Source organism: Pseudomonas sp. SWRI154, from assembly GCF_014268645.1.
Taxonomy (GTDB): domain Bacteria; phylum Pseudomonadota; class Gammaproteobacteria; order Pseudomonadales; family Pseudomonadaceae; genus Aquipseudomonas; species Aquipseudomonas marvdashtae.
This window is the reverse complement of sequence record NZ_JABWQW010000026.1, coordinates 48,971-63,348: the sequence shown is the minus strand read 5'-3', so window position 1 is coordinate 63,348 and position 14,378 is coordinate 48,971. Positions and strand designations below refer to the sequence as shown.

Below are 14,378 nucleotides of genomic sequence, written 5' to 3'. Positions count from 1 at the left end.
AGTAATACAATATTTATTTTTTTCTAGTCTGGTTGATTCGTTCGCTTTTTATGTTGTAGGCTCGCTGCTGTCTGTTAATTGATTGGTTGTAACTATTTTTATTGCGCATCAACGGAGTGACGGTCGAGAGGCTGGGAGGGCTGAAATATATGAGCAGGCTCGCGAGTGGCTATGAGGAGCTTATATTCGATCGAATAGAAAAAGATCGAAATGACCCTGGTTGTACGCTGTCATACGGCTTTCTGCTTCACGGCGATGTAGCAGTAAGTGATTTGAGTGGCGCGTTATATACTCTGATGTGTCGCGACTATCGATGTGCTTTTAATAAATTTATAAGAAAAGAGTCCGGTGTTTACGTTTGTCCGGTGATCATGCCGAAAAATATACTTGAATATGTTGAGGTTAGTCGCCTTGAAGATTCTGGAGCTATGCCTGCTGCTGCGGTATTTCTTCCGGAAAATCGATTATTTCGCTTCACTTTGACGAAGCGTTCAGAGCATGCTCATTATCTTCGATTGACGTTCAGTCATCTGATTTTCGACGGACAGTGCTACCGGATTTTCTGTAATTTGCTGGTCCAGCTATACAGGCAAAAAAGGTTTGATCCACTTCGTGAAGGCTTGCGCGCTCGGTGTATTACTTCCGAAATTCCGACAGTTCAATCAGCCGATAGTATTGCCTTCTGGAAGGAGCGGTTGAGTCAATATCCACTCGGTCAAACGTTGCCATTTCTCAAAGCGAATCTTCGAGATACATCCCGGTTTATTACGGTGAGACGTTCGCTGGCCGGATCTCCCTATGCTGCCCTCCAGGCTTATATCAAAGATTCAAACAGTACGATGTTCAGGCTGATCTTGGCGGTGACGGCCGTGACGATCGCCCGCTATAGCGATGATGAAGACCTTAAAGGCATCAACATTGCTCATACGCTTGATGCTCGGCAGCAGCCGGATGCGTTGGGGTGTTTCACCAATCTGATTCCGTTGTGGGTTCCACATCATCCTGAGTGGTCGCCTCGACAATATCTCAGTCATGTGGATCAGGAGCGCAGAGTGCTCAGGCCACACCAGCTACTGGCTACCAAAATTTTGCTTGGTTTGGCGGATGAGCGGCTGAATCGTAATCGTCCGGTTCTGAATGTGGTGGTCAATCATTCCGAGGGGCTGTTGCCAAGCATTACCCCCGACTTGGAAGGGCTTAAGGTTGAACTGATTGACACGCCATCGACCGGTGGGGCGTACGACCTAGGGGTGAGTTTCCATCATGGCATCGAGGGATTGTCTCTGAGTGTCGACATTCCCCACAACCTTGCTACCGATGCGCTGGTCAACCAGTGGGCGGATAATTTCATGCGGGTGCTGAATAGCTTTGTGGCCGATGGAGATACTGCCATCCGCGACATCGAGTTTGCTCAATCCCTGTGCCCGGCGGCGTGCGGCGACGTAATGGGGCTGACCGAGATCGACAGTGTAGTTGCGCGCTTTTTTGAACAGGTGCAGTTGCGCCCGGAAAAAGTCGCTGTGCAGTCTTCGCAACAAGTGCTGACGTATGCTCAATTGTCGGATCGGTCTCTGCATCTGGCCCGACAGATTCAAAGGGAGGTAGAGGAGGTCGCACTGCCGCATGGTATCGGTCTGATGCTGGGGCGCTCCTCCTGGCTACCCGTGGCGATTCTCGCCGCATTGAAGCTTCAGGTCCCGTTTATCCCTTTGGATAGTACGCTGCCGAAACAACGGCTGGACACGATCCTCGCGACAACGCGATTGGCGGTTATGCTCAGCGACGGACAGGTAGATGTCGCAGATTTCCAGGCTCGCTATCCCGACGTGTTGGTGATCGAGTTGCCTCACGCCGCCACGCTATTGTCGAGCGTCAGTAACGAGCCGCTGCGGGTGCATGGCTGCGATCAGGCCTACATCCTGTTCACCTCGGGCTCGACTGGTGTTCCAAAGGGCGTTGCACCTACCAGAAACAACTTGTCAAATTTTCTAATGGCCATGACGTTTGAGCCGGGGTTTTGTGAGGAAGACCATTTCCTTGCATTGACGCCCATAAGCTTCGACATCTCGATCCTCGAACTGCTGCTGCCATTGGTCGTTGGCGGCACACTGGAAATCGTCGACGATGAGACTCGGCGTTCGGCGACTGCACTTGCTCGGTACATTAATGACTCGGCGGCCACGGTTGTCCAGGCCACTCCCACCTCCTGGCGATTACTCAAGAATGCCCGATGGTCCTGTCCCCGCAAGCTGACGATTGTTTGCGGCGGGGAGTCATTGACGACTGATATCGCGCAGTTCCTGCTTCGGGACCGGCACCTGCTGTACAACTTATATGGTCCTACGGAGGCAACGATCTGGGCCTCCTGTGCACACATCCAAAACCCCGATGTCATTTACCTCGGTCGCCCGATTCTCAACAGTTGCTTCTACGTCGTTGACGAACACCTGCGAACTGTCGCGAACGGCCAGGCGGGAGAGCTGCTGATCAGCGGTGCTTGCGTGGCGCCGGGTTACTTGAATGCCGACAACCGCAACGCGTTCATCGATGTTCCCGGCATCCAGGGCAAGGTTTACCGTACGGGGGATCGGGTCAGGCACTACGGCGAGGGGCAGTTGGCGTATCTGGGGCGGGCCGATAGTCAACTCAAGCTCAATGGTCATCGGATAGAACTTGACGAAATAAATCTGCGTCTCGCGGCGTTGCTGGGGCCAGTAGAGGTGTTCACGGTCGTACGTACCGACACTGTCCCGCACTTGTGCAGCTTTTATTGGTCCGGACAGGGCGCCGCAGTGGATGAGGCACGTGTCCTAGCAGACCTGAAAAAAGCAGTGCCGCTTTATATGATCCCATCTGCTCTCTTGCGTCTGGAGGCGATTCCGCTGACCACCAGTGGTAAGGTCGATATGCGGCGCCTGGCCAGCGAGCCGCTGGGGCTGTTGAGCCTCCTGCCCTTTGGTACCGCTAAGCCGGGGCCATCAACCTGCGAGTCTGAGGGCCGCGAGGCCAAACTCCGGGCTATTCTCCTTTCTTGCCTGGGGGTCTATGTCCACGATCGACAGCAGCCACTGGGATGGCTGGGGCTGAACTCGATTTCCTACAATCTACTGTCTCAGGCGCTATTCGATGAACTGGGAGTGCGTATCGCCCCGCATCGTTTCTATGCCCTCAACACGCTGGCTGCCATCAGCAAAGAGCTGTCGGACCGCCCGCGAAACGGTGATGCCGACAGCCAGCAGTCGTGTAAGACTCCGCAGCCAGCGACCCGAATTGAACGGGACGATCAGATCGCGATCATCGGTTATTCCATATTGATGCCTGAAGACCTTGAAGCACCGGGGTTCTGGCAGGCCTTGCTGGACAATCGGAATTTGATCTCCAGCGCCTGGCGTCCCGGTTTTACGGCTCCTCTGCAAGCCGGATTTCTGAGCAACATCAAGGCATTCGATGCCCGGTTATTTTCAGTTTCACCGCTTGAAGCCAACTGTATGGATCCACGTCAACGCCTGCTCTTGCAGACGACCTGGCGCGCACTTGAAGACGCCGGCTACGCGCCGCAAGCCCTAGCCGGCAGTCGAACCGGTTGTTACATCGCAGGAACCGGTGTCGATTACGCCACGCTCCAGGCCAGGTTCTCCACCTCATCGAACCCGTACACCCTACCCGGTACGTCGTTGAGTATCCTGGCCAATCGTCTGTCGAACTTTTTTGATTGGCGCGGTCCGTCCTTCACCTTGGATACTGCTTGTTCAGGTTCACTGAGTGCACTGATCAAGGCCTGTCAGGATCTGGCCTCGGGTGTTTGTGAGGTCGCGCTGGCGGGCGGCATCAACCTGATTGTCGATGATCAGATTTCCCACGGACTACAAGCTGGCAACTTCATGTCGCCACGGTTTCGTTGTGCCAGTTTCGATGAGTCGGCCGACGGCTATGTCCGCGCGGAAGGCGTGGGCTGCTTCTTGCTTAAACCCTTGCGTCAGGCCCAGCAGGATGGGGATGCCATTCATGGTGTGATACTGGCATACGGTGAAAATCATGGAGGGCGGGCTAACTCCCTGACCGCACCTAACCCGGAGGCTCAAGCTGCGCTGTTGACTCGTGTCTACAGTCCCGGGCTCGCCAAGCAGGTTAGTTACATCGAAACCCACGGCACCGGTACCTTGTTGGGCGATCCGATTGAAATTGACGCGCTCAAGGGCGCCTGGCGAGAACTGTGCCCGAACCAGCCTGAACAGTCGGTTTGGCTGGGGGCCGTAAAGTCCAACATTGGCCATCTGGAGCCGGCCGCCGGAGCCGCGTCGCTGGCCAAGGTGCTGCTTGCCATGCAGCACAGCACCCTGACGGCGAACCATCACTTCAACCGGTTGAATCCACTGATCAACCTTGAGCAGTCGCCGTTCTCGATCCTCACACAAACACGTCCTTGGCCTTCGCCGCAGGTGGCGGGTATCAGTTCGTTCGGTTTCGGTGGCGCCAATGCTCACCTGGTCGTTGGCCAGGCGCCGCAGCGTGAGCGATATGCCAACCATCACACCTGTTATCTGGTTACGTTGTCCGCAGCAAGCGACAAAGCCTTGCAGGCCATGCGTGAGCAGCTCAAAGACTTTTTGACCCTCACATTGCAGAGCGATTTGTTGCGTTTTGACCTGGAGCAGGTTGCGTACACGTGCAACAGCGGTCGTGCTCAGGCTGAATTCAGATTGGCCTGGGTGGCCAGCAGTCTCGCCGATTTGGTGCAGCAACTGGCACTGCCGTCGGCCTCATGGCGTGCCGCCGCTCAAGCCAATGGCGACGCTTCTGTATCGCTGCTCGCAGACTTGCCTCGGCACGAGGCGTTGTCAGCCCTCAGAGAATGCTTCTTGCAGGGCGAGACACTGGATTGGGCGAGCATACATAGGGGCGAAAGCGGTCAACGAGTACATTTGCCGACTTATCGCTTCGATGAGCGCGACTACTGGTTTGATCAGGTACGCCCGAGCCGTGCCGCGCAGGAATCGGAAAGATGATTGGGGAGGGCATTTTTGCCCCATTCATTCAGGCTCGGGGCCACGCTGCGACACTTTGCGTGCCGCCCCATCATCCATGTTTTTCCGATCATCAGGTGCGCTCGATGCCGGTCTTACCCGGCGTGAGTTATCTGGAGCTGGTCTTGAGTGCCGCGAAGTTGCTTTTTCCGCACTTCACGACAAGCACGCTGGAAGACTGTCTGTGGCTGCGGCCGTTTCTTGGCAACGTCCCGTCCCCGCGACTGAATATCGAGTTCAAGTCAGTTGGTGATGAGCGTCTGGCGTTTACCGTCGGTGATCAGCAACATACCTATGCTCTGGGTTGCCTCAGCGCTGAGCCTGCAAAAATGGACGTTCCTGCACAGGGGCAGTGCATTCGCGAGCGACTGGGGGCGCACTTCAACCGGTATTTCAACCATCAGCAGGTGTACGCCGAGTTCGCTGGCATGGGGATCGACTACGGCCCGTTCTTCAAAAAGATCAGTGAAGTGCGCATCCACGAGCAACAGTCTCTGGCGTTGCTTTCAAGACAAGCCGGCGCCGGATTCTGCTTCAGTAATCTACTGGACTGCGCGTTTCAATCGGGCATGGCCATCTCCATTGGAACCGAGCGCGGTAGCCTGATGCCGTTCTCGCTGGGCACGTTGGTGCTGCATGCCCCCATCGACTTCAGCCGTACGAATGAATACTGGGTCGCTACCCAGAAAAACACTGAGTTTCGAACCGACATTTGCGTGCTCAGCCATGATGGCAGACCGCTGATATCGGTTCGCGACCTGGGCGTCAAACCGTCTCTTCTGTAAGCACAGATCATATTCATATGGAGGTGAAACATGAGCCAGACCGTTCTTCCGTTCTCTCAGGTTGCATCATTGATATACGCACCCCGGTGGCAATGTTCAAAGCTACAAACCGACACTCGTGCCAGCTTCGAGCATGACATTCTGGTCGTGATTCCGGCCCGACAAGTCGCTACCTTCGAAGCGCTCAAACAGTGGTTTCCCGATGCACAGTCGCTGCTGCTCAATGCCGAAAACGTCGAGCGGATAGGGTACTTGGTCGAGAGCGGTGCGGTTTCGCGTATTGTTTTCATATCGATTACGCCTTGGCGTGATGGCATCGATGATCAGGCGATAAAAGTCTTTCTGCAGATGAACAAGCGGCTGGCCAAGCTGGCGCATCTGCGGCTGGATATCGTGACAGTCAAGTCGATCGTTTCACCGGCTGCCGAAGCGCCGACCCATCCGGTTGACAGTGTCTACATCGGTCTCGGGCAGACGGCGGCCAAGGAGTTCAGCGGCTGGGACGTGCGCTGTTTCTCGGTGATTGAATTCACCCAGAAGCATTTCCGGGCGGCCGTGCATGGGCACTTCCCGGTCGAGAGCGGCCAACCGATCACCCTTGATGACCGTCAGTGGTGGACACAGACTCTGGCCGCGCAATCGCTGGCACCGGTCGATACAGCCAAAGGCTTTAAACAAGGTGGTACCTACCTGATATTCGGCGCTACTGGTGGTCTGGGAAGCATGTTGGCTCATTATCTGGCCAGTCGTTATCAGGCCCGTCTGATTCTCATCGGCCGTCGCGCCAGCGCCGATGAACTACTCGCTGATCTGCGGCCCTTGACCGCCAGTGTGGTGTATGAACAGGCTGACTTGGCTGATGCGGCTGCGGTCACGGCATTGTTGGCGCGTTATCCTGAAATAGACGGAATTATTCACTCAGCGCTGGTACTTGATGACGCGGTGCTGAGCAACATGACCGAGCAGGCATTGATGCGTGTGCTGGAGCCGAAGTTGCACGGCATGGTCAATCTGTTGAATGCAGTCCGTGGTCGGAACTTCGATTTCGTCCTGCTGTTTTCCTCGATCCAGTCCTACATTGCCAATGCCGGTCAGGCCAATTACACGGCGGCCTGTGTCAGCAAGGACGCGCTGGGTGGATTGCTGCGTGACGTACTGATGATCAACACCAAAGTCATCAACTGGGGATATTGGGGGTCTATCGGCATTGTCGCCTCGCCCCTCTACCGTGAGCGCATGCAGAAGCTGCAGATCGGTTCGATTGAGGCGTCGGAAGGATTGGCGATCATCGAAGCATTGTTGCACAGCGCCGTCCCCCAGATCAGTGTGGTCAAGGCGTCGACGCAAGCGTTGGAGCGGCTGCGTATCAGCCCACATTCCGAGGCTGAGATAGAGAGCCCAGTGAGCGCTGCGCAATCACTGCTGGCTGCAGTTGTTCCGGCCTTTGACCCCGGCAGTGAGACCGTGCGCCGCAATATTGGTTTATCCCAGGGATTGCAAAACTACGCACGTGCCCGTCTGGCGCAGATCACAATTCCAGTGGTGACGGTGCCCCGACACGCCAAATTGGTGGCCGCCATCAAGGCCATTGCACGGAGCCACGGCCCCAGTCGTGAGCAACTGTTGAGCGAGTTTCCCGAAGGCGCCGGACATGTCGCGTTGCTAGACGCTTGCCTGGCGCGCTACCCGCAAATACTCAGTGGTGAAATCGACCCGCTGACTGTGTTGTTTCCCGAAGGCAGTTTCGCGTTGGTCGAGCCGGTGTACCGGGACAATCCCCTGGCGGACTATTTCAACAACATCGTGGCACAGGTTGTAGACCGATTTGCCCGTCAACAATCGCGACCCTTGCAGTTACTTGAAGTGGGCGCCGGCACCGGAAGTACTTGTCAGTTCGTGCTCCCGATATTGCAAGGGCGGGAGGCTACTTACACCTTCACTGACCTGTCCCATGCGTTTTTGAACAAGGCGCGTAGCCGTTTTTCCGCGTATGGATTTGTGCGTTACGAGCTTTGCGATATCGCGCAGCCGACCAGCAGTGACCAGCGTTACGATGTCATCATCGCTACGAACGTTATCCATGCGACCGCCGATCTCCCGGCAACCCTAGCCAATGTGCGTGACCGGCTGGCGCCCGGAGGCATTTTCATCCTTAATGAAATAACGTCTTGCCAGGACTACGCCACGCTGACCTTTGGCTTGACCGAAGGCTGGTGGCTGAGCGTTGATCCTTACCGGATCCCCAACAGCCCTCTGGTGGCCGCCGCGACTTGGCGTTCGTTGCTCAGCGAGGCCGGATTCAGCACAATGATCAGCCACGGTTCCGAGGATCAGCAGGTTATTGTTGCCAGGCTTGAGCCTGCCGCCATTGAGCCTGCGGCAAAGGCTGGCGCTACCCCGAGCGCTGGCGTTACAGGCGACTCCCAAGCTTCGGTGGAACACTGGGTACGTCGGATAATCGCTGATGTGCTGTACGCCTATGAAGACGAAATCGATGTTGACCAGCCCTTCAACGAGTACGGTGTCGATTCGTTGATTGCGATGGAGTTGCTCAAACCCTTTAAGGAAAGCCTTGGATATCTGCCGGCCACTGTGTTGTTCGAGCACCCTACCATCGTACGTCTTGCACGGCACTTTCTGACGGAGTTCGGCGAGGTGGCGGAGTGTGCAGCCAGAGCCATGTTGTCGCTCGCCGAGGGCACACAACAACCGCCAAGCGCAGTAACACCGACAGCGCAGCCTTCGCTAGCGCCAACCGTAAACGTCGCAGCAGCGCCAACCTTGCAGCGCCCGGCTTGCGCGCTCCTACGTCAGGTGATTGTTGAGACCATGTTGATGGAGCCTGATGAGTTGGAGGACACGGTGCCGTTCAAGGAATACGGTATCGATTCGATCATTTCTCTGGAGTTGCTCAAACCGCTGCGTGAGCGTTTTGGCTACTTGCCGGCGACGTTGTTGTTCGAATACCCAACAGTCGACCGATTGGCTACTTACCTGGAGCAGTACTACCCCGAGTCCGTCGGGCCACAGGCTTCAGAGCCTGTGTCGGTGGCTAACGAGTCACTGAGTGAGCCCGAGCAGTCGTTTTCCGCTGGCGCCGACATGGACGCAACGTCGCCGACGCGTGCCGATGATCTGGCGGTTGTCGGTATGGCAGGGCAGTTTCCCGATGCCGATGATGTGCAGGAGTTCTGGTCCCGTTTGCAGGCCGGGCGTCGGTGCACCTCTTCTATTCCAGACCAGCGCTGGCCGCTGGAAGGCTTTGAGAACCCTCGCAGTCCGCTCGAAGGGGGAAGCTACACCTCAATCGGTGGATTTGTGCGGGATATCGATGCGTTCGACCACCAGTTTTTCAACATCACGCCGCTTGAAGCGCAGCGGATGGACCCCCAGGAGCGCCTGTTCCTGCAGAACGCCTATCATACATTTACCGATGCCGGTTACCGGCGCGGTGATCTGAAGGGCAGTGAAACCGGGGTCTTTGTTGGGGTGATGAATGGCGGTTATGCCTGGCATCAGCCCGAAGAACCGACGGATCCGACTCCAACTTCGCTGTTCTGGTCCATCGCCAATCGTGTCTCCTATCTGTTCGACCTCAAAGGGCCGAGCATGGCCATCGATACTGCTTGTTCGGCGTCGTTGACCGCGCTGCACCTGGCTTGTCAGGCGGTACGCAGCGGCGACTGCACCCAGGCGTTGGTCGGTGGAGTCAACTTGATCGTGAACCCGCGTCATTACGAGCAGCTCTGCAGCCTGCACATGCTGTCGCGTTCGGGCACCTGCAGCCCGTTTGGCTCAGCGGCGGACGGTTTCGTTGATGGAGAAGGCATCTGCGCGATCCTGATCAAACCCTATGCCGATGCGATTCGTGCAAATGACCGTATCTACGGTGTGATTCGCGGGACGGCAGTTAATGCCGGTGGTCAATCCAACGGTTACTCGGCCCCCAACCCTGAAGCGCAATCGAGGGTTGTCGGTAAAGCTCTTGAACGTGCTGGCTTGACGCCCGCCGACATTCATTTTGTTGAAGCCCACGGCACCGGCACCGAATTGGGTGACCCGGTCGAGATCCGTGGCCTGAGCAGCGCGTTCAAAGGAGTGGCAGCCGGCTCAGTCGCCGTCGGTTCGGTCAAAGGTAACGTCGGGCACCTGGAGTCGGCAGCGGGGATGACTGGCGTTATCAAGGCTCTCAAACAGTTGCAGGCTCGCGCGTTGGTCCCTTCGATCAATGCGCAGCAGATCAACCCATTGCTGAACCTTGCCGACACGCCGTTTTATCTGGTCCAGCAACCTCAAGCTTTGCCGGCCCACGGAACCTTGTATGGCTCTGTCAGTTCTTTTGGGGCGGGCGGTGCTAATGCTCACGCGGTGTTGCAGTCAGTACCGGCGCCAGCGGTCCAGCCGACAACCGAGGTGAACATTGCGCTATTGTCGGCGCGTACCGAGGCGGGTCTACAACGTCAAATCGACGCGCTGCACGACTGGTTGGAGCAGCACGACCCGACGCTCACCGCGATCAGCTACACATTGTGTTGTGCGCGGGAACACTTCGCCTATCGCCAGGGGTATGTGTTTTCTAGCAAGGCGCAGTTGTTGAGCCTGCTGCGTCAGGATTTGCAGCAGCGTGCGCCTGCGGTGGTCGATCCGGTCAATGCACCGTCGATGACTCAACCGGTAGCCGGCAGCGGTAGGTTGCTGGTGGCCCAGGCTGATGCACTGATCTTGGCGTTCAGAGCGGGGCAGGACATTGCGTGGCCCGCATTCTTTCCCCGGCGCGAGGTCGTCTCACTGCCCGGTTATCCATTCGAGAAAACCCGGTCGTGGGTCAGGTCGACACAGAGTGCGTTCCATAACGCCAATGATCTGGTACGCCAACACTCGATTCTTGGTGCTGAAATCGCGCCGGCCGCCTGGGCGCTTGTGCACTGCCTGGAGAACCGCCGCGAATTGACCTTGAAAGCCGTGATATGGCGCAGTGTCATCTGTGATCTTGATGACGTGCTGCTGGACGTCAACGGGGAGCGATTTGAATTGCGCTCTCTGGATCACGCACAGATTTACTGCGAAGGACTGTTGCAACCCACTGTCGAAAACACGCAGGTGAAATGGTCGGCGCCCGAACCGTCGTCGACCTTTATGGGGCATCAGGAGATTTACCGGCAGTTCACTCGACTGGGTTACCAGTACGGCGATGATTTGAGGCCTCTGCGTTGGGCAAAGGTGGGGCAGGCCAGCGTCAGGACACTGCTTGATACAGGGCGCGACTGGGGGTATCGGATATCGCCAGCACTGCTTGACGGCGGTCTGCAAACCGCCATTTTGATCCCGCAATTGCAAGGTCTTGGCTCGGACGAACTGCTGGTGCCTTACCACTTGGGCGAGTGTCGGGTATTGCGCATTCCGGAACATGAAGCGGTGTTCTGCCACTGCGTCATGCGCCCGGCTCAGCCCAATGATCGATCGGTGACCTTTGATTTGCTCTTCAGTGACGGCCAGGGTCGCCCCCTGATTGTCATGCGTGAGCTGACGTCGGTGGTGGTGCATAAAAGTGCATTGAAAACTGAGCGGTCCACAGGCATTGACCGCGACTTTTTGGCACTTCACAGACCGTCGCGGATCGTGACCTTCGACCTGGACTAAAAGAGGAACGCTCATGTTGATAGGTATGTTTCCCGGCCAGGGATCACAGTTCCCTGGCATGGGGCGAGATTTGTTCGCCCGCTATGCACTGCAATGCGAAATCGCCGACGACATTCTCGGTTACTCAATAACCGCTTTGTGCGAGGGTGAAGACTCCTCGCGCATGAACTCAACGGCTTACACACAACCCGCGATTTTTTTCGTCAGTTGCCTGGCCTGGCTTGAACGTCGGCAGCAATCCGGTGACCTGCCGCAACTGCTGATAGGCCACAGTCTGGGCCTGTATGCCGCACTGTCCGGCGCCGGAGCTTTTGACCTAGAGACCGGTCTGCGGCTGGTGGCCAAAAGGGGAGAGTTGATGGCGGCGGTGCAGGGTGGGGCGATGGCGGCGATCATTGGCGAGAACGTCGAACGGTTGCCCGAGTTATTGCTTGAACATCAGTTTCATCAAATAGATATCGCCAACTACAACAGCCCGGTGCAGGCGGTGATAAGTGGTAAGTCCGAGGATGTTGACGCAGCCTGTAAAGCGCTGGAGCGGCACAGCCTGCGTTGCATGCGGCTTCCCGTCAGTGGGGCATTCCATTCCCGCTACATGGAACCGGCCCGGCTGAGTTATGCCGCGTTCCTGCAACAACAACCTCTGGGCTCTCCCAACACACAGGTTATTTCCAGCACCAGTGGCGAACGTCTTGGGGAGGCACACTTGCTTGAAGAAATGGCCTTGCAGCTTGTTCGGCCGGTGCGCTGGGCCCAAAGCATTCGAGCCTTGTGTTCACGCTTTGACAAGATTGCTTTCGAGGAAATCGGACCGGGTCAGGTCTTGACCCGTCTTAAGGCTCAATTGCTTGCGCATAGCTGAACTGTGCTTAAAGACACGGACGAGGTCGATATGAAACGCGAAAGGATTGCAATTATTGGCGGCGGAGCGGCAGGTACGACAGCCGCCTGGCAGCTACATACGCTGCACGATGTCACATTGTTTGAAGCCGGACCGCGTTTGGGCGGCCATGCCTATACCCACCATTTCAGTGTAGGTGAGGACATGCTTCACGTGGATATGGGGGTGGAGTATTTCAACGAGCGTCTGGCCCCTAACCTATTCGCGATGCTGCAGCAATTAGGCATCGATACCTACATCGCGCCTATGTCGTTTCGCGCGGCATTTCCCGGAGAGGACGAGACCTGGAGCAACCTCCATGGCCAGGGACGACTGAGGGGGGAGTTGGCCGATGAGATCGACCGTTTTCATCTGGACATGACCAAGGTACTCAGCGACGGTGATCCGCGTTACAAGAAACTTAACATTGGCGAATTCCTGACCGAACGCAATTACTCCGAAGCCTTCCAGCAGCAGGCGTTGCTGCCCTTGTTGACGACGTTTTCCGGATGTAATGCGCCTTCGCTGGAATACACGCTCATGTACGTGGCGATCTCATTCAACATGAGTCTATTGTCTTTTTTCACGCCGGGTGTCTGGCGAAAAGCCAAGGGCGGCATCGATGGCTACTTGCTCCAGCTTGGCGAATTGCTCGGCGAGCGGGTGCGCCTTGCCTGCCCGATACGTCAAGTGCGTAAGGATACTGGTCGCGGCTGGTTGGTCGAAACTGAACAAGGCGATATTGAGCCGTTTGACAGTGTGGTATTTGCCACACACGCCGATGTCACCCTGAAGTTGCTTGAAGCACCAACCGCAGCACAACGTGACATTCTTTCGCGCTTTGACTACGTCCAGACGCGCAGTGTGCTGCATAACGATGAACAGGTGCTGGTCGAAGGCAGGCGCGGTGAGTACTGCGAATTTTCCCTACCTCCAGGCCTCAATGGCGCGGATCATGGCCAACTGACTCGAATCAACAATGCCTTGGCGCCCTATGCTCATGTGCGTGAGCCCGTGTTGGTGACGTTCGACCCCAAACAGATGATCGGTCCTGAACGGCAGATTCATGAACAGCATTGGAAGTTGCCGAAACTACGTCCGGTTGATTTCTACCAGAAGTTGCGTTATCGCCGTATTCAAGGGCTTGGGAAACTGTGGTATTGCGGCACCGATACCTCTCTGACCGGCCACGAAGGGGCGGTGGTTTCGGGCTTGGTCATTGCTCATCGTTTGGGAGTCGATCACCCCTTTGCCGACAATAACCTGGCCGCAATTCAGTTCAATGTCATCAAGGACCTGATGGGGGTACACCGACCCTCTGAACGCTTCAAAGCGACACTGGGCAATCTGCTGTTCGCTGCAGCCAAAGGCTCCTCACTGCACAGGAGCCAGACTCATAAGTTCATCAAGGACGTCATTTTTTAAGCCGACCCAGGAACTTGGCGAACACATCATTTAACAGGGAGTTACATTATGTTGATCCAGGCCGACAACGTTTGCGTAGTTATTTTCAATATGCAGCTGGAAATAATTCCGTTACTGCATGAAGGCACGCAAGTGCTAAACAACTGTTGCTGGCTCGCCGATGTGGCACAGACCCTCGACGTTCCGACGCTGATTATCGAGCACAACAAACTCGGGGCATCGTCCCAGGCATTGAAAGAGGTGGCGGGCACCGCTTCTTACCTCGAAAAGACCTGGTTCGACTGCAACTCGCATGGCTCGATTTCCCATTCGCTTGAGTCTACCGGCAGGCGCCAAGTGGTGCTGGCGGGGGCGGAGTCGCATGTATGTCTGCTGCAATCGGCATTAGGGCTGCGTGAATCGGGTTACGAGGTCAACGTGATGGCGGATGCGTGCAGCGCCCGCAATCTTTTCGATCACCAACACGCACTCGCCAACTTCGCGCAGGCGGGCATACGCGTGCTGACTCGGGAAATGTTTTTCTTCGAATGTATACGGCATTCCACGCGCCCCGATTACATCGATCTGGCGATGAAGTATCTGGATGGGCGGTACATCCGCTAAGCGTGCAGAGGACCTGCCCGC

At 56.4% G+C, this 14,378-nt stretch carries 6 protein-coding genes; all 6 read left to right on the top strand.

Annotated features, from left to right (window positions below; genetic code table 11):
* Window positions 1–149: 149 nt before the first annotated feature.
* From HU806_RS20650 to HU806_RS20625, 6 genes are read left to right on the top strand one after another with little or no spacing between them, the layout of a single operon-like run.
* On the top strand, window positions 150–5,006 hold the full coding sequence (locus tag HU806_RS20650) for a beta-ketoacyl synthase N-terminal-like domain-containing protein (RefSeq protein ID WP_186613859.1): 4,857 nt from the start codon (window positions 150–152) through the stop codon (window positions 5,004–5,006).
* Window positions 5,003–5,809 carry a polyketide synthase dehydratase domain-containing protein gene (locus HU806_RS20645; RefSeq protein ID WP_273018695.1) on the top strand — a complete coding sequence of 269 codons (807 nt, stop codon included), beginning with the start codon at window positions 5,003–5,005 and terminating at the stop codon, window positions 5,807–5,809. The genes HU806_RS20650 and HU806_RS20645 overlap by 4 nt, the downstream gene beginning before the upstream one ends.
* A 30-nt stretch (window positions 5,810–5,839) precedes the next feature.
* Window positions 5,840–11,449 carry an SDR family NAD(P)-dependent oxidoreductase gene (locus HU806_RS20640; RefSeq protein WP_186613856.1) on the top strand — a complete coding sequence of 1,870 codons (5,610 nt, stop codon included), beginning with the start codon at window positions 5,840–5,842 and terminating at the stop codon, window positions 11,447–11,449.
* A gap of 13 nt (window positions 11,450–11,462) precedes the next feature.
* A complete protein-coding gene (locus HU806_RS20635) occupies window positions 11,463–12,311 on the top strand; it encodes an ACP S-malonyltransferase (protein WP_186613854.1) in 849 nt (282 codons plus the stop codon).
* Between the two features lie 30 nt (window positions 12,312–12,341).
* Window positions 12,342–13,754, top strand: coding sequence for an FAD-dependent oxidoreductase (locus tag HU806_RS20630; protein WP_186613852.1), 1,413 nt, complete (start codon window positions 12,342–12,344; stop codon window positions 13,752–13,754).
* A gap of 48 nt (window positions 13,755–13,802) precedes the next feature.
* On the top strand, window positions 13,803–14,357 hold the full coding sequence (locus HU806_RS20625) for an isochorismatase family protein (protein ID WP_186613850.1): 555 nt from the start codon (window positions 13,803–13,805) through the stop codon (window positions 14,355–14,357).
* The last annotated feature ends 21 nt before the right edge of the window (window positions 14,358–14,378 follow it).

Coding starts and splice junctions, on each gene's coding strand:
- HU806_RS20650 (WP_186613859.1), top strand. CDS start 150: ATGAGCAGGCTCGCGAGTGGCTATGAGGAGCTTATATTCGATCGAATA.
- HU806_RS20645 (WP_273018695.1), top strand. CDS start 5,003: ATGATTGGGGAGGGCATTTTTGCCCCATTCATTCAGGCTCGGGGCCAC.
- HU806_RS20640 (WP_186613856.1), top strand. CDS start 5,840: ATGAGCCAGACCGTTCTTCCGTTCTCTCAGGTTGCATCATTGATATAC.
- HU806_RS20635 (WP_186613854.1), top strand. CDS start 11,463: ATGTTGATAGGTATGTTTCCCGGCCAGGGATCACAGTTCCCTGGCATG.
- HU806_RS20630 (WP_186613852.1), top strand. CDS start 12,342: ATGAAACGCGAAAGGATTGCAATTATTGGCGGCGGAGCGGCAGGTACG.
- HU806_RS20625 (WP_186613850.1), top strand. CDS start 13,803: ATGTTGATCCAGGCCGACAACGTTTGCGTAGTTATTTTCAATATGCAG.